The 16,591-nt window shown below is 61.6% G+C and carries 15 protein-coding genes; 10 read left to right on the top strand and 5 right to left on the bottom strand.

Going from position 1 to position 16,591, the window contains the following annotated elements; all coding sequences use genetic code 11:
• Positions 1–311: 311 nt before the first annotated feature.
• On the bottom strand, positions 312–1,271 hold the full coding sequence (gene fepB / locus AC3EMD_RS19560; protein ID WP_302073651.1) for a Fe2+-enterobactin ABC transporter substrate-binding protein: 960 nt from the start codon (positions 1,269–1,271) through the stop codon (positions 312–314).
• A 187-nt stretch (positions 1,272–1,458) separates the two neighbouring features.
• On the opposite strand from fepB, the gene entC reads away from it, so the two are divergent.
• The 7 genes from entC (at position 1,459) to AC3EMD_RS19525 (ending at position 10,005) form a co-directional block, all read left to right on the top strand.
• Positions 1,459–2,634 carry an isochorismate synthase EntC gene (entC, locus tag AC3EMD_RS19555; RefSeq protein WP_117111309.1) on the top strand — a complete coding sequence of 392 codons (1,176 nt, stop codon included), beginning with the start codon at positions 1,459–1,461 and terminating at the stop codon, positions 2,632–2,634.
• Positions 2,635–2,643: 9 nt separating this feature from the next.
• Complete coding sequence (gene entE / locus AC3EMD_RS19550) at positions 2,644–4,251, top strand: (2,3-dihydroxybenzoyl)adenylate synthase EntE (protein ID WP_023322215.1); 1,608 nt, start codon at positions 2,644–2,646, stop codon at positions 4,249–4,251.
• Positions 4,252–4,264: 13 nt separating this feature from the next.
• The gene (entB, locus tag AC3EMD_RS19545; protein WP_012968725.1) at positions 4,265–5,116 is read left to right on the top strand and encodes an enterobactin biosynthesis bifunctional isochorismatase/aryl carrier protein EntB; all 852 of its coding nucleotides are present in this window, start codon (positions 4,265–4,267) and stop codon (positions 5,114–5,116) included.
• Positions 5,116–5,871 carry a 2,3-dihydro-2,3-dihydroxybenzoate dehydrogenase EntA gene (gene entA, locus AC3EMD_RS19540; RefSeq protein ID WP_165459436.1) on the top strand — a complete coding sequence of 252 codons (756 nt, stop codon included), beginning with the start codon at positions 5,116–5,118 and terminating at the stop codon, positions 5,869–5,871. Before entB ends, entA begins: the two co-directional genes overlap by 1 nt.
• Complete coding sequence (gene entH / locus AC3EMD_RS19535; RefSeq protein ID WP_008805589.1) at positions 5,872–6,285, top strand: proofreading thioesterase EntH; 414 nt, start codon at positions 5,872–5,874, stop codon at positions 6,283–6,285.
• Between the two features lie 1,324 nt (positions 6,286–7,609).
• Positions 7,610–9,715, top strand: coding sequence for a pyruvate/proton symporter CstA (cstA, locus tag AC3EMD_RS19530; RefSeq protein WP_008805590.1), 2,106 nt, complete (start codon positions 7,610–7,612; stop codon positions 9,713–9,715).
• A gap of 92 nt (positions 9,716–9,807) precedes the next feature.
• Positions 9,808–10,005 (top strand): YbdD/YjiX family protein, encoded by a 198-nt coding sequence (locus tag AC3EMD_RS19525; protein WP_002893903.1) that lies wholly within the window; start codon positions 9,808–9,810, stop codon positions 10,003–10,005.
• Here the strand turns inward: AC3EMD_RS19525 and AC3EMD_RS19520 are convergent.
• From AC3EMD_RS19520 to AC3EMD_RS19505, 4 genes are all read right to left on the bottom strand, one after another.
• Positions 10,002–10,406, bottom strand: coding sequence for a helix-turn-helix domain-containing protein (locus AC3EMD_RS19520; protein WP_008805591.1), 405 nt, complete (start codon positions 10,404–10,406; stop codon positions 10,002–10,004). The two genes, AC3EMD_RS19525 and AC3EMD_RS19520, sit on opposite strands and share 4 nt — an antisense overlap.
• Positions 10,381–10,683 carry a type II toxin-antitoxin system RelE family toxin gene (locus tag AC3EMD_RS19515; RefSeq protein WP_302073650.1) on the bottom strand — a complete coding sequence of 101 codons (303 nt, stop codon included), beginning with the start codon at positions 10,681–10,683 and terminating at the stop codon, positions 10,381–10,383. Before AC3EMD_RS19515 ends, AC3EMD_RS19520 begins: the two co-directional genes overlap by 26 nt.
• 183 nt (positions 10,684–10,866) lie before the next feature.
• Complete coding sequence (locus AC3EMD_RS19510; protein WP_004176909.1) at positions 10,867–11,610, bottom strand: SDR family NAD(P)-dependent oxidoreductase; 744 nt, start codon at positions 11,608–11,610, stop codon at positions 10,867–10,869.
• A 57-nt stretch (positions 11,611–11,667) separates the two neighbouring features.
• Positions 11,668–12,756, bottom strand: coding sequence for an oxidoreductase (locus AC3EMD_RS19505; protein WP_302073649.1), 1,089 nt, complete (start codon positions 12,754–12,756; stop codon positions 11,668–11,670).
• A gap of 163 nt (positions 12,757–12,919) precedes the next feature.
• Between AC3EMD_RS19505 and AC3EMD_RS19500 the strand changes: the two genes are divergently transcribed.
• Genes AC3EMD_RS19500 through AC3EMD_RS19490 form a run of 3 tightly spaced genes read left to right on the top strand, consistent with a single transcriptional unit; the run spans position 12,920 to position 16,502 of the window.
• Positions 12,920–14,422 carry a sugar ABC transporter ATP-binding protein gene (locus AC3EMD_RS19500; RefSeq protein WP_046882351.1) on the top strand — a complete coding sequence of 501 codons (1,503 nt, stop codon included), beginning with the start codon at positions 12,920–12,922 and terminating at the stop codon, positions 14,420–14,422.
• Positions 14,419–15,417, top strand: coding sequence for an ABC transporter permease (locus AC3EMD_RS19495; protein ID WP_012968720.1), 999 nt, complete (start codon positions 14,419–14,421; stop codon positions 15,415–15,417). Before AC3EMD_RS19500 ends, AC3EMD_RS19495 begins: the two co-directional genes overlap by 4 nt.
• Before the next feature lie 20 nt (positions 15,418–15,437).
• Positions 15,438–16,502, top strand: a complete 1,065-nt coding sequence (locus AC3EMD_RS19490) for a sugar ABC transporter substrate-binding protein (protein ID WP_008805596.1) — start codon at positions 15,438–15,440, stop codon at positions 16,500–16,502.
• Positions 16,503–16,591: the final 89 nt, after the last annotated feature.

Genomic DNA, 16,591 nt, shown 5'->3' with positions numbered 1-16,591 from the left:
CAGTCTCGGGCATTGTAGGCCGGTGCAAGCGCCGCGTCGCCCGGCAAAGAGTTCAGGTTGCGTACCCGTCCTGATGCCCGGTGGCGGCTGCGCCTTACCGGGCCTACGGTCTGGCCTGGGGGACTCTGGCATTGTAGGCCGGGCAAGCGCAGCGCCGCCCGGCAAAGAGTTCAGGCCGCGTTCCCGTCCTGATGCCCGGTGGCGGCTGCGCCTTACCGGGCCTACGGTCTCGGGTATTGTAGGCCGGGCAAGCGGAGCGCCGCCCGGCAAAGAGTTCAGGTTACGTACCCGTCCTGATGGCACGGCCCGCGTTAGCCGAACAGGCTGGAGAGACGCTGGAGCACCAGCAGGGCGCTGTAGTAGTCAAGACGGAAGGACTCGGTGCCCAGCGGGTAGACGCGTTTGCCTGCGACCGCCGGGAGATGCGCCAGCAGCGGGTTGGCGTAGATGGCATCCGCATCTTTCTGGTCGCCGGCGAACAGGAACAGGCTCTGGCCGTTCAGACCGGCCGCGAGGTTCTCCCCGCCCAGCTGCACGATATCGTGGCGTTTACCCTGGCTATGGCTGGCGGGCAGGCCGCCCGGCAGCGTCGCCAGGCTAAAGCCCAGCTGTTCGAGCATCTGCCCCTGGGCCGATGCCGGCGTCCAGATATTGGCGCTGTGCGCGGCGGCGGTATAGACCAGGGCGGTCACCGGCTGCGGCGGCAGTTTCATTTTTTCTTTTAACGAAACGAGCTGTTTATTGAAGTCGGCAATGCGCGCGCTGGCCTGCTGCTCATGGCCGGTGATCTGCCCCAGTTGGGTGAGCAAGGTTTGCCAGCTTTTATCGTCATAGTTGATGACCAGCGTCGGGGCGATCGTTTTGAGCTGATCGTACAGCGGCAGGGCAGAGTCGCCGCCGGTGGCGCTCACCAGGATCAGATCCGGCATCTGGGCGGCCACCGCTTCCGCGCTTGGTTCGCCGATGTACAGCCGTGCCAGCTTGCGGGCTTTGGCGACCTCGCTCCACTGACGCAGAAAGCCCTGACTATCGGCGACGCGGTTGTTCGGCGTGGTCGCGCCGCTGGCGACCACCGGGGCGTCAATCGCCAGCAGCGAGCCGGTGAGGGTCACGCTGGTGGAGACAATGCGCAGCGGCTGGCTCGGCAGGGTGTGTGTCCCGTAGCTGTCGGTGACCTGGCGCGGCCAGTCCGCCGCCTGGGCTGAGGTAATTCCTAAAAGCAACAGCATGCCGGTCAGCGCACCGCGGCGGCAGAAAGAAAAGAAGTTCACGTCATCGCATCCTGATTCGAAAGGTAATAAATGCGTCTCATTTTCAACTTTGCGTCAGCAGGATGCAAGCCAAAGTGGCGCGCAATGACGTAACGCGGTTGACATGGCGGACAATACCTTTTAGGTTAGCCAACCAAAATACAAATGATAATTATTCGTAATATATTTATCGTTTTTGGAGGATGATATGGAAACGTCACTGGCTGAGGATGTACAGAAACACACCCAGACCCTGTCTCCGGACAGCTTCTTCTTTATGTCGCCGTACCGCAGTTTTAGCACCTCCGGCTGCTTCCGCCGCTTCTCACAGCCCGCTGTCGGCGGCGATGCGCTGAACGGTGAGTTCCAGCAGCAGCTGGCCGCCGCTTTTGCCGACGCCCGCGCGGCGGGGATCCGCAAGCCGGTGATGGTGGGGGCTATCCCGTTCGACACCTGTCAGCCTTCCGAGCTCTATATCCCCGAGCGCTGGGAAGCGTTCTCCCGCCCGGAAAAACAGCGTTCCGCCCGCTACGCCGCGCCGCTGGAGACAATGGAAGTGGTGGAGCGCCGGGAGATCCCGGAGCAGGACGCGTTTTTAGCCATGGTGGAACGCGCTGCCGCGCTGACCGCCACCCCGGAAGTGGACAAGGTGGTGCTCTCAAGGCTTATCGATATTACCACCCGCGACCGCGTCGATAGCGGCGCGCTGATGGAGCGACTGATCGCCCAGAACCCGGCGAGCTTTAACTTCCACGTGCCGCTCTCCGACGGCGGCGTGCTGCTGGGCGCCAGCCCGGAGCTGCTGCTGCGTAAAGACGGGCCGCGCTTCAGCTCATTGCCGCTGGCTGGCTCCGCCCGTCGTCAACCGGACGATGTGCTGGACCGGGAAGCGGGCAACAGGCTGCTGGCATCCGGCAAAGATCGCCACGAGCACGAGCTGGTGACCCAGGCGATGAAGAGCGTGCTGGGCCCGCGCAGCAGCCAGCTGTCGCTGCCGGCATCGCCGCAGTTGATTACCACCCCAACGCTCTGGCACCTGGCAACACCAATCGAAGGCACCGCGCTGGCGCAAGAAAACGCCATGTCGCTGGCCTGTCTGCTGCACCCGACCCCGGCGCTGAGCGGCTTCCCACACCAGGCGGCGAAGCGCCTGATTGCCGAACTGGAACCCTTCGACCGTCAGCTGTTCGGCGGCATCGTCGGCTGGTGTGACGATGAAGGCAACGGCGAATGGGTGGTGACCATCCGCTGCGCGCGTCTGCAGCAGCGTACGCTGCGCCTGTTTGCCGGCGCGGGAATCGTTCCGGCCTCCTCGCCGCTGGGCGAATGGCGCGAAACCGGCGTCAAACTGACCACCATGCTTAACGTATTTGGCTTGAATTAAGAGGCAAGGATGATTGCATTTACCCGTTGGCCGGATGCGTTCGCGGCCCGCTATCGTCAAAAAGGCTACTGGCAGGATCTGCCGTTAACCAATCTGATCACCCGTCACGCGGAAAACGACGCCGTGGCGATTATCGATGGCGAACGGCAGATTAGCTACCGCCAGTTTAATCAGCTGGTGGACAACCTTGCCTGCTCGCTGCAGCGCCAGGGACTGAAGCGCGGGGAAACCGCGCTGGTGCAGTTGGGCAACGTCGCCGAGTTTTACATCACCTTCTTTGCGCTGCTGCGCATCGGCGTCGCGCCAGTGAACGCGCTGTTCAGCCATCAGCGCAGCGAGCTTAACGCCTACGCCGCGCAGATTAAACCGGCGCTGCTGATTGCCGATCGCGAGCACGCGCTGTTTGCTGACGATAGCTTCCTCCATGCGTTTATCGCTGAGCATCCTTCCCTGCGCGTCGCACTGTTGCGTAACGACGGCGGCGAGCGCGATCTGGCGACGGAGATTAACCGCCCGGCGGATAACTTTGTCGCCAATCCAACCCCTGCCGACGAAGTGGCCTTTTTCCAGCTCTCCGGCGGCAGCACCGGGACGCCGAAGCTGATCCCGCGCACCCATAACGATTACGACTACAGCATCCGCCGCAGCAACGAGATCTGCGGGATCAACGCGGAGACGCGCTACCTCAACGCGCTGCCGGCGGCGCATAACTATGCGATGAGTTCCCCGGGTTCGCTCGGCGTCTTCCTCGCCGGCGGGCGGGTGATCCTCGCCGCCGACCCGAGCGCCACCCTCTGTTTCCCGCTGATTGAACAACATCAGATCAACGTTGCCTCGCTGGTGCCGCCGGCGGTCAGCCTGTGGCTGCAGGCGATCCATGAATGGGGCAGCAATGCGCAACTGCAATCGCTGGAGCTGCTGCAGGTCGGCGGCGCGCGCCTGTCGGCGACCCTCGCCGCGCGCATTCCGGCGGAAATCGGCTGCCAGCTGCAGCAGGTGTTCGGCATGGCGGAGGGGCTGGTGAATTACACCCGCCTTAACGACAGCCCGGAGCGGATCATCCATACCCAGGGCTGCCCGATGTGCCCGGACGATGAAGTGTGGGTAGCGGATGCCGATGGCAACCCGCTGCCGCGCGGCGAAGTGGGCCGCCTGATGACCCGCGGGCCGTACACCTTCCGCGGCTACTACAACAGCCCGCAGCATAACGCAGAAGCCTTTGACGCTGACGGGTTTTACTGCTCCGGCGATCTGATTTCGATCGATGAAGACGGGTATATCACCGTCCAGGGCCGGGAAAAAGATCAGATCAACCGCGGCGGCGAGAAGATCGCCGCTGAAGAGATCGAAAACCTGCTGCTGCGCCATGAGGCGGTGATCCACGCCGCGCTGGTCAGCATCGAAGACAACCTGCTGGGCGAGAAAAGCTGCGCTTATCTGGTGGTGACCTCGCCGCTGCGCGCCGTCGCGGTGCGCCGCTTCCTGCGCGAGCAGGGGGTGGCTGAATTTAAACTGCCGGATCGCGTGGAGTGCGTTGCCGCGCTGCCGCTGACGCCGGTGGGCAAAGTCGATAAAAAACAATTACGTCAGTGGCTGGCCGAAGGCAAGCTGGGCTGAAGGAGAACAGAGAATGGCAATCCCTAAATTACAGGCATATGCGCTGCCGGAAGCCAGCGATATCCCGGCGAACAAAGTCAACTGGGCCTTTGAGCCGTCGCGCGCCGCGCTGCTGATCCACGATATGCAGGAGTATTTCCTCAACTTCTGGGGCGAAAACAGCGCGATGATGGAGAAAGTGGTGGCCAATATCGCCGCCCTGCGCGACTTCTGCAAACAGAACGGCATTCCGGTGTACTACACCGCCCAGCCGAAAGAGCAGAGTGATGAAGATCGGGCGTTGCTGAATGATATGTGGGGGCCGGGCCTGACCCGCTCGCCGGAGCAGCAGCAGGTGATTGCCGCGCTGGCGCCGGATGAAGACGATACCGTGCTGGTGAAATGGCGTTACAGCGCATTTCATCGCTCGCCGCTGGAGGAGATGTTGAAAGAGGCCGGCCGCGACCAGCTGATCATCACCGGCGTTTATGCTCATATCGGCTGCATGACCACCGCCACCGATGCTTTCATGCGCGATATCAAACCGTTCTTTGTCGCCGACGCCCTGGCGGACTTCAGCCGTGAAGAGCACCTGATGGCGCTGAAATACGTCGCCGGCCGCTCCGGCCGCGTGGTGATGACCGAAGAGCTGCTGCCGCTGCCGGCCTCCAAAGCGGCGCTGCGCGCGCTGATCCTGCCGCTGCTCGACGAATCCGACGAACCGCTGGATGATGAAAATCTGATCGACTACGGTCTGGATTCGGTGCGGATGATGGCCCTGGCCGCCCGCTGGCGCAAAGTGCACGGCGATATCGACTTCGTGATGCTGGCGAAGAACCCGACCATCGACGCCTGGTGGGCGCTGCTCTCCCGTGAGGTGAAATAATGGCGGCGCTGGATTTCCACGGCCAGACCGTGTGGGTGACCGGCGCAGGTAAAGGGATTGGCTATGCCACCGCGCTGGCTTTCGTCGAGGCCGGGGCTAACGTCACCGGTTTCGACCTTGCCTTTGCCGGCGCAGGCTACCCGTTTGCCACCGAAATGCTCGACGTCGCCGATGCCGACCAGGTACGCGACGTGTGCGCGCGGCTGCTCAACAACATCGAACGACTGGACGTGCTGGTGAACGCCGCCGGGATCCTGCGCATGGGGGCGACCGATCAATTGAGCGCGGAGGACTGGCAGCAGACTTTCGCGGTGAACGTTGGCGGCGCGTTTAATCTGTTTCAGCAGACGATGGCCCAGTTCCGCCGTCAGCGGGGCGGGGCGATCGTCACCGTCGCCTCCGATGCCGCGCATACGCCGCGTATCGGCATGAGCGCCTATGGCGCCTCGAAAGCGGCGCTGAAAAGCCTGGCGTTAACCGTTGGCCTTGAGCTGGCAGGCAGCGGCGTGCGCTGCAACCTGGTATCGCCGGGCTCCACCGACACCGATATGCAACGTACCCTGTGGGTCAATGACGATGCTGAACAGCAGCGGATCCGCGGCTTCGGCGAGCAGTTTAAGCTCGGCATCCCGCTGGGCAAAATCGCCCGCCCGCAGGAGATCGCCAATACCATTCTGTTCCTCGCCTCTTCTCACGCCAGCCATATTACGCTGCAGGATATTGTGGTTGATGGCGGCTCGACGCTGGGGGCGTAAATGGCCTGGAAGCGAGAGCTCACGCTGGCGGCGCTGAACGCCAGCAGCGAAAACACCATGGTGGCGCATCTTGGCATCATCTACACCCGACTGGAAGCGGGGCTGCTGGAGGCGGAGATGCCGGTGGATGCGCGCACCCATCAGCCGTTTGGCCTGCTGCACGGCGGCGCCTCCGCGGCGCTGGCGGAGACGCTGGGCTCGATGGCCGGTTGGCTGATGACCGAAGAAGGGCAGTGCGTGGTGGGCACCGAGCTTAACGCTACCCACCATCGTCCGGTCTCCAGCGGGAAAGTGCGCGGCGAATGCCGACCGCTGCATCTTGGCCGCCAGAGCCAGAGCTGGGAGATAGTGGTGTATGACGAGAAGGGGCGGCGCTGCTGCACCTGTCGTCTGGGCACCGCGGTGCTGGGCTAAGAAGCCGCTATTTCCCCGGCTTGCGCTACGCTTAGCCGGGCTACGGTTTATGGACCAGGATGCTGCTATTTCCCCGGCTTGCGCTACGCTTAGCCGGGCTACGTATCGGCGCAATGGGTAGCCGGGATAAGGCGCAGCGCGCCGCCATCCGGGAATTTCCCTGCTCGCGCTGCGCTTAGCAGGGCTACGGTTTCTGGACCAGGAAGCCGCTGTTTCCCCGGCTTGCGCGACGCTTAGCCGGGCTACGTATCGGCGCAATGGGTAGCCGGGATAAGGCGCAGCGCGCCGCCATCCGGGAATTTCCCTGCTCGCGCTGCGCTTAGCAGGGCTACGGTTTCTGGACCAGGAAGCCGCTGTTTCCCCGGCTTGCGCTACGCTTAGCCGGGCTACGTATCGGCGCAATGGGTAGCCGGGATAAGGCGCAGCGCGCCGCCATCCGGGAATTTCCCTGCTCGCGCTGCGCTTAGCAGGGCTACGGTTTCTGGACCAGGAAGCCGCTGTTTCCCCGGCTTGCGCGACGCTTAGCCGGGCTACGTATCGGCGCAATGGGTAGCCGGGATAAGGCGCAGCGCGCCGCCATCCGGGAATTTCCCTGCTCGCGCTGCGCTTAGCAGGGCTACGGTTTCTGGACCAGGAAGCCGCTGTTTCCCCGGCTTGCGCTACGCTTAGCCGGGCTACGTATCGGCGCAATGGGTAGCCGGGATAAGGCGCAGCGCGCCGCCATCCGGGAATTTCCCTGCTCGCGCTGCGCTTAGCAGGGCTACGGTTTCTGGACCAGGAAGCCGCTGTTTCCCCGGCTTGCGCTACGCTTAGCCGGGCTACGTATCGGCGCAATGGGTAGCCGGGATAAGGCGCAGCGCGCCGCCATCCGGGAATTTCCCTGCTCGCGCTGCGCTTAGCAGGGCTACGGTTTCTGGACCAGGAAGCCGCTGTTTCCCCGGCTTGCGCTACGCTTATCCGGGCTACGTATAGTAGCCCGGATAAGGCGCAGCGCGCCGCCATCCGGGAATTTCCCTGCTCGCGCTGCGCTTAGCAGGGCTACGGTTTATGGACCAGGAAGCTGCTATTTCCCCGGCTTGCGCTACGCTTAGCCGGGCTACGGATCTGTAGGTCGGGTAAGGCGTTAGCCGCCACCCGACAAACAAACGGCACCGTTCACGGTAATCCTTTCATTCATTTTCCTGCCTTAAGTGATCTCGCTAGCAATGTGAGACAAATCTCTGTGGGTGTACGGCATCTGCGCTGTTTCGATGTTGTTAAATTCTGCGTTGTGATCTAGAAACAAAATGTAACATCCTGATTACCCTACCGGTGGACCACAACAATGAATAATTCAGGGAAATACCTTATCTGGACACTGCTCTCCGTGATCGGAGCCTTTGCCCTCGGCTATATCGCCTTAAACCGGGGTGAGCAGATAAATGCGCTGTGGATTGTCGTCGCGGCGGTCTGCGTTTATCTGATCGCATATCGTTTCTACGGTCTGTATATCGCCAAAACCGTTCTCGGCGTTGACCCGACGCGGATGACGCCGGCGGTACGACATAATGACGGCCTCGATTATGTTCCGACCGACAAAAAAGTGCTGTTCGGTCACCATTTTGCCGCCATTGCCGGCGCGGGGCCGCTGGTGGGCCCGGTGCTTGCCGCGCAGATGGGCTACCTGCCGGGGATGATCTGGATCCTCGCCGGCGTGGTGCTGGCCGGCGCCGTACAGGACTTTATGGTGCTGTTTGTTTCGACCCGTCGCGATGGCCGCTCGCTTGGCGAACTGGTTAAAGAGGAGATGGGGCCAACCGCTGGCGTCCTGGCGCTGGTGGCCTGCTTTATGATCATGGTCATCATCCTCGCGGTCCTGGCGATGATCGTGGTGAAAGCGTTGACCCACAGTCCGTGGGGGACATACACCGTCGCCTTTACCATCCCGCTGGCGATCTTTATGGGTATCTATATTCGCTACCTGCGCCCGGGGCGCATCGGCGAGGTGTCGGTGATCGGCCTGGTGATGCTGGTGTTCGCCATCATCTCCGGCGGTTGGGTGGCGGAAAGCCCGACCTGGGCGCCGTGGTTTGATTACACCGGCGTACAGCTGACCTGGATCCTGGTGGGCTACGGCTTTGTCGCCGCGGTACTGCCGGTCTGGCTGCTGCTGGCCCCGCGCGACTACCTCTCCACCTTCCTGAAAATCGGCACCATCGTGGGGCTGGCGATTGGCATTCTGATTATGCGCCCGACCCTGACCATGCCGGCGCTGACCAAGTTCGTCGACGGTACCGGCCCGGTGTGGAGCGGCAACCTGTTCCCGTTCCTGTTTATCACCATCGCCTGCGGCGCGGTCTCCGGCTTCCACGCGCTGATCTCCTCCGGCACCACGCCGAAAATGTTGGCCAACGAAGGCCAGGCCTGCTTTATCGGCTACGGTGGTATGTTGATGGAATCCTTCGTCGCCATTATGGCGCTGGTGGCGGCCTGTATTATCGACCCGGGCGTCTACTTCGCGATGAACAGCCCGATGGCGGTGCTGGCGCCGGCGGGAACCACCGATGTGGTCGCCTCGGCGGCGCAGGTGGTGAGCGGCTGGGGCTTTAGCATTACCCCGGATACGCTGCATCAAATCGCCAGCGAGGTGGGTGAACAGTCGATTATCTCCCGCGCCGGCGGCGCGCCAACCCTGGCGGTGGGGATGGCCTACATCCTGCACGGCTCGCTGGGCGGGCTGATGGATGTCTCGTTCTGGTACCACTTCGCCATTCTGTTTGAGGCGCTGTTTATCCTGACGGCGGTTGATGCCGGCACCCGTGCGGCGCGCTTTATGCTGCAGGATCTGCTGGGCGTGATTAGCCCGGGGCTGAAAAAAACCAGTTCGCTGCCGGCCAACCTGCTGGCGACCGCGCTGTGCGTCCTGGCGTGGGGCTACTTCCTGCATCAGGGGGTAGTGGATCCGCTGGGCGGGATTAACACCCTGTGGCCGCTGTTCGGTATCGCCAACCAGATGCTGGCGGGGATGGCGCTGATGCTCTGCGCGGTGGTCCTGTTCAAGATGAAACGCCAGCGCTACGCGTGGGTGGCGCTGCTGCCGACAAGCTGGCTGCTGATCTGTACCCTGACCGCCGGCTGGCAGAAGTCGTTCAGCCCGGACACCAAAGTGGGTTTCCTGGCCATCGCTAATAAATTCCAGGCGATGATCGACAGCGGCAACATTCCGCCGCAATATACCGAATCACAGCTGGCGCAGCTGGTGTTTAACAACCGTCTCGATGCCGGGCTGACCATCTTCTTTATGATTGTGGTGGTGGTGCTGGCGCTGTTCTCGATTAAAACCGCGCTGGCGGCGCTGAAAGAGGATAAACCGACGGCGAAAGAGACGCCGTACCAGGCGATGCCCGCCGATGCGCAAACTATAACCGCGCAGGCGAAGCGCGCGCATTAACCGGTGTGCCGGGTGGCGGCTTCGCCTTACCCGGCCTACATTTCTGATCCTCCTTCTCCCTTTGGGAGAGGGAAACAAAAGAGAAATGACTTATGTTCGACACCCTCTCCAAAGCGGGAAAATATTTAGGCCAGGCGGCGAAGATGATGATCGGCGTGCCGGATTACGATAACTACGTCGAGCACATGCGAATAACCCACCCGGATCAGACGCCGATGACCTATGAAGAATTCTTTCGCGAGCGCCAGGACGCGCGCTACGGCGGCAAGGGCGGGGCGAAGTGCTGTTAACCCTCTTTCGGCAGATAGAGGCTGATCTGCTCCTGGGTACAGCCGTAAATCGCCGCCAGCTTCTCGCGGGTGCGCTTCTGCGGACGGGAGTCCAGCGCTTCCAGCTGCGACACGGCGGACTGGCTGATGCCGAGTTTAGCCGCGACCTCCTGCTGGGATAGCCCGCGCAGGATGCGCCACGCGGCCTGCAGACTGACGTTTTCTTTATGCATCACGTCGCATACTTCGCCTGGTAGCATGACATTATCATAGATGTCTGATTCATAAGGAATATCTTCCCAGTCGCTTTCATCCTCGTCGTCGTACTCCAGCAGAGCCAGGCGCATACGAAAGTAATCGCTGTAAGGAATGACGACATACTGGTCTTTTCCTTCTTCATCCTTGATGTACTGAATAGTCATATTCGGTATCTTCCTCATGAAGGTAGGTGGTGGTGGTTCGGCGTTTAACCGCCACGACGTAGCAGGTATCGCCCGGCGGATCCCCAAAGGTGTAGATGACTCTGTAATCACCTAATCGCAGCCGGTAGTGGTTTTCGGGAGAGGACAATTTTTTGATATCCGAGATAGATGAAGCTTTATCATCCATCTTTTCCAGCCTGGATTTAATGCGGCTCTTATACCGATTATCGATTTTAGAAAATGGCTTATCTGCCGTTTTTGACCAGACAAACTTCATCCGTACCTCCACTGTACGCCCACACAAAATATAAGGAAATAATAAGACTATTAGATAAATTCCGAATTTCTTATGGGGTACTGTAGAGCGGAGAAAAAACGCAGGTAAGAGGCAAAACGCAACCCGTCGAGGCGGCGCGGGAAGGCCTCTGTCGGGCGACAGAGGCTTGCAGAAAATGTGCGATCAGGCGTTCAATCCGCCATCCACGTCCAGCCCCGTACCGGAGATCTGCCCGGCGGCCGGGCTGGCGAGGAAGGTGACCGCCGCGGCGATGTCTTCCGGCTGGCCGTAGTGACCGACCGCAATCATCTGGCGCTGGGCTTCCGCTTGTTCTCCGTCTTCCGGGTTCATATCGCTGTTGGTCGGCCCTGGATGGACAAGGTTAACGGTGATCCCGCGAGGGCCTAAATCACGCGCCAGGCCACGGGTCAGGGCGTTGAGGGCGGACTTGGTCATGGCGTAAACCGCGATGCCCGGCATGGCCACGCGATTAGCCAGACAGCTGCCGATGTTGATGATCCGTCCGCCATCGGCCATATGCACCAGCGCTTCCTGGGTGGCGATGACCACCCCACGAATATTGACGTTGATAAGCGCGTCAATGTCCGCCAGCGTCATGGATTCCAGTGGACCGCCGCGGGCGATCCCGGCGTTGTTGACCAGAATGTCCAGCCCGCCGAGGGACCGGGCCGCATGGGTTACCGCCTCCTGAATAGCCTGCGCGCTGGCGCTGTCGGCCTGCACCGCTTCGCCATACCGACCCAGGGCCTTTATTTCATCGGCGACCGCCTGGGCTTTATCGGCCGATTTTTCATACGTAATAACCACATCGGCACCGGCGCGTGCCAGCGACAGCGCGATTGCGCGACCCAACCCACGGCTGGCGCCGGTAACCAGCGCCTTCTTACCTGTTAAATCGATCTGCATGATGACCTCGTTGCGAGAGTGGTGAGCATCATCATTAGGTATAGACGGTCGGGGTGATTAACGGCTGAAGTATTCCACCTTCTCAAACGCCGCGCGCAGAACCTCAGGGGTTAACGTCACTGGTAAATAGTGAATCGACTCGCCCGGGCGCAGGGTATGGGCAATGACCCGGTCCAGTTCTGTGCGGTTATTGATATCGACCTCCAGTGCCGCCAGGGTGGTCGGCAGGTTAAAGCGCTGATACGCCTGCACTAACTGCGCCAGCACATCGTCCTGAGCAAGCAGGGCGCTCTGTACCAGAATGCCGTAGGCGACTTTGGTACCGTGGAGGAATTTATCCGTCTGCGGCAGCACCGTCAGTCCGTTGTGCACCGCATGGGCGGCGGCGACCCGGGTGTAACGTTCCCCCAGCCCGCCAACCATCCCACCGCCGGCGATAATCGCCTCTACCACATCGCGAAACGCCTGGGTCAGATCGCCGCGGCGCTGGTCCGCCAGCGCCGTTTCGCTGCTGGCCAGCAGCACGTCGCGGATCGCCAGCGCGCCGTTAATCCCCAGCCGCACGGTGAGCGGCAGCGCCTCCGGCTGCGGCGCCAGCACTACGGCCTCATACCATTTGGCTAAGGTGTCGCCAATGCCCGCCAGCAGGTACTCCGCCGGGGCGTTGAGAATGATGCGCGGCTCGACCAGCACCAGGAAGTTGGCGTCACCGAAGATCTCAAAATTCAGGGCCTGTCCGGCGTCGCTGTACCACACCGACAGCGGCGTCCACGCCGCGCAGGTAGCGGCGATAGTCGGGATGGCCACCAGCGGTACCCCCAGGCGGCGGGCCAGCACTTTCGCGCTGTCGAGCAGCGCGCCGCCGCCGACGCCAATCACTACCGCCCGATCGTCACCGGAGGCCTGCACCAGCGCCGCCACGTCGCGTTCGCTGCAGTGGCCGGGAAAGCGGATCTTTTTTGCCTCCGGCAGGTGGAAGGCCGCCGGCAGAAAAGGTTCGGCGCCGGCCAGGGCGCGCTCGCCATAGACCCACACTGCCCGCGAGAGCTGGTCGGCGCTGAAAAAATCGCTCAGCCGCTCAAGGCTGCCAGGGTGGGAGAAATAGTTGGCCGGGCCGGGTACGACGCGGATATAGCTGTTGCTCATGGAAGCTGTCCTTATAGGTGTTGGGCTAAACTGATGTTATGTCTGGACATCCAGATGGCTAATATTATTTCGTTGTATCTTATGCTTTTTACGCAGTTGTCAGCCAGCGGCGGCTATGAAAAATTCGTTAAATCAGAAGATTAATTACCGCACGGGAACAGTGATGAGCGCGAACCGCCTTGAGATGCATAACATTAGCCTGGCCTTCTCCGGCTTTCAGGCACTGAACAAGGTGGACTTTACCCTTCATGGCGGGTCGGTGCATGCCCTGACCGGGGCCAACGGCGCGGGTAAGTCGACGCTGATGGCGGTGCTGTGCGGCACCCACGCTCATTATGAAGGCGAGGTGACGATCAACAACCAGCCGGTCATCATTCGTTCGCCGCGGGATGCTAAACAGCTGGGGATCCACCTGGTGCAGCAGGAGGTGGATGTGGCGCTGGTGCCGGGCCTGAGCATTGCGGAAAACATCATGCTGGACAGGCTGGCGGAGCCGGGCATGGCGTTTCGCTGGTCGCGGGTTCGGCAGCTGGCGCGCGAGGCGCTGGCGCAGCTGGACGTGGCGCTGGACGTCAGGCGCTCCATTGACAGCTGCACGCTCGCCGAAAAACAGCAAATCCTGCTGGCTCGCGCTCTGTCGCACCATTGCCGCTTTTTGATCCTCGATGAGCCCACCGCGCCGCTGGATCAGCATGAAAGTGAGCGCCTGTTTGCGGTAGTACGCCGTCTGCAGCAGCAGGGGATCGGGGTGGTGTTTATTTCGCATCGTATCCATGAACTGAAGGCGATCTGCGACACCCTGACGGTGCTGCGCGACGGGCGGCTAATTGAGAGCGGCCCGATGGCGCCGCTGAGCGGCGAACAGATCGTCGAAAAGATGCTGGGCCACGAGCTGAGCGATATCTTCCCACCGCCGCGCCCGCCGCACGGCGAAGAGGTGCTGCTGCAGGTTGACGGTTTGCATGATGAGGCGCTGCTGCAGGATATTTCGCTGCGTCTGCGGAAGGGGGAAATTCTGGGTATCGCCGGGCTGGCCGGCGCGGGCAAAACCGAGCTGTGCAAAGCGCTGTTCGGCGCCAGCAAAAGCCGGGTGCAGCGTGGCGAGCTGAACGGCCAGCCGTGGCGACCGCGCGATCCTGCCGACTCGGTGGGGCGCGGCCTGGCGCTGGTCCCGGAGGAGCGGCGCAAAGAGGGCATTTTCATCGAAGAGCCGATCGCGATGAACCTGGCGGTCAGCGCCGATAACAGCTTTTCGCGCTGGAGCCTGTTTGGCCATCGGCAGGCCTGGCGCTGGGCGGAGGAGGTGATTGCCCGCCTCGGCGTGCGCGCCACTGGCCCGGGGCAGATGCTGCGCCGTCTTTCCGGCGGCAACCAGCAGAAGGTGGCCATTGGCAAATGGCTGCGCAGTCATGCCAATGTTTTGATTTTTGACGAACCGACCAAAGGGGTCGATGTGAAAGCGAAAACCGATCTGTTCATGCTGATCGATGGTCTGGCGCGGGAAGGCAAAGGGGTGATTTATGCCTCGGGTGAATTCGCCGAGCTGGTCGGTTTATGCGACCGCATCTGCGTGCTATGGGACGGACGGATTGTGGCGGAGATCCCCGGCGCGGAAGCCCGGGAAGAGACGTTGCTTTATTATTCAACCGGAGGAGCGGCAGCGTGAGCAAGGCCCTGGCAGTAAACGCGACGGTATCGGGCCGTCAGCGATTTTTTGATTTTCTCTATAAGTGGGGCATGTTGCTGACCGTGGTGCTGCTGGTGGCGGTCTTTGGCCTCGCCTCGGACAACTTCCTTGATCCGTTCAACATCATCAACATTCTGCGCTCGATCGCGATTGTCACGGTGATTGCCATCGGGGTGTCGATTTCTCTCACCATTGGCGGCTTTGATCTGTCAGTGGGATCGACGGCATCGCTGGCTAACGCGCTGGTGATTTCCCTGTTTGTCTGGCATGGCCTGGGGACCACCGAAGCGATTCTGATCACCCTCGCGCTCTGCACCCTGGTGGGGCTGTTTAACGCCTTTCTGATCGTGGTGCTGCGCATTCCTGACATGCTCGCCACCCTGGCCAGCCTGTTTGTGATTCAGGGCGTGGCGATGACCTACAGCTACGGCGGTTCGATTACTGAAAACATGGTGCTGCCGAGCGGCGAGATGGCGGAAGGCACTATCCCGGCGGGCTTTGGCGCGCTGGGGCAGGTGCCGACCATCGTCATCATCATGCTGGTGGTGACGCTGGTCGCCCAGCTGGCGCTGTCGTTCACCACCCACGGACGGCGGATGTACGCCATCGGCGGCAACCCGGAGGCCGCGCGGCTCTCCGGCCTGCGGATCACTCGTTACAAAGTCGCAGCATACGTGATTGCCTCGCTGCTGGCCGGGCTGGGCGGCATTCTGCTGGCCTCGCGTATCGGATCCTCGCAGGTCAACGCCGGCGGCGGCTATCTGATGGACGCGGTGGCGGCGGCCTGGATCGGCTTTTCGCTGGCGGGCTCCGGTAAACCGAACGCCCTGGGGACGCTGGTGGGGGCGGTGATCCTCGGCGTGCTCTCCAACGGGCTGGTGATGCTCTCGGTGCCGTATTACGCGATGGACATTATTAAAGGGTTGGTCCTGGCTGGCGCGCTGGCACTGACCTATTTTCAGCGCCGTACTTAACATTTTACAGGGTAAACAGCATGAAAAAGATCGCACTCTCTCTGATGACGCTGGGTCTGCTGCAGTCGACGGCGGCGCTGGCCACTGCCCCGACGCCGGTGCCGGCGGCGATTGCCGAGCACAGCGGCCCGATCCGTATTGCGGTGATCCGCAACCTGGGGTCTGACGATAACACCACCCAGTTTGTCTCCGGGGCGCTGCAGGAAGGCAAAAAGCTCGGTTTCAAAATCAGCACCTTCCTGAGCAACGGCGATGACGCCAAATTCCAGGACTTCGTCAACCAGGCCATCAGCCAGAAATACGATGGCATTATTCTCTCCCAGGGGCGTGACCCGTATTCCACCGCCCTGGTGAAGAAGGCGGTGGATGCCGGGATCAAAGTGGCGGTGTTCGATACCGCGGTGAGCGGTGAGATCCCCGGGGTGACGGTCAGTCAGCAGGATGACGCGTCGCTGACCGAGCTCTCTTTTGGCCAGCTGGTGAAAGACTTCAACGGCAAGGCCAACATCGTCAAGTTGTGGGTGGCGGGCTTCCCGCCGATGGAGCGCCGTCAGGCGGCTTACCAGACGCTGCTGAAGCAAAATCCGGGGATTAAAGAGCTGGAGTCGATCGGCGCCGTGTCATCCGATGTGCAGGGCGACACTGCCAACAAGGTGGGGGCGATCCTCGCCAAGTATCCGAAAGGGAAAATCGACGCGATCTGGGGCACCTGGGATGCCTTTAGCCAGGGGGCCTATAAAGCGCTGAAAGAGAATGGCCGCACCGAGATCAAACTCTACAGCATTGATATTTCCAACCAGGATCTGCAGCTGATGCGCGAAGCCGGCAGCCCATGGAAGGTGAGCGTGGCGGTGGATCCGAAGCTTATCGGCGCGACCAACGTGCGGCTGATCGCCAATAAGATCGCCGGCGAGCCGACGCCAGCCACCTACGACTTCAAGGCGGCGGCGATCCCGCAGGCGCTGCTGGCGGCCCAGCCGGGGGCGGTGAACGTGGCGTCGCTGGGGAAAATTATCCCTGGCTGGGGCCAGACCGAAGACTTTATCGCGCCGTGGTTCGCGACGCTGGAAGCGAAAAACAAATAAAATCAAGCCGGGTGGCGGTGGGCGGCGGCCTGGTGCCCTCACCCCGGCCCTCTTCCGCAGGGAGAGGGGGAAAAACCATGCCACCGGGC

Source organism: Klebsiella sp. PK18 (assembly GCF_057784655.1).
Note: the sequence above shows the minus strand (reverse complement) of the source record. Positions and strands in the feature narration are given on the sequence as shown.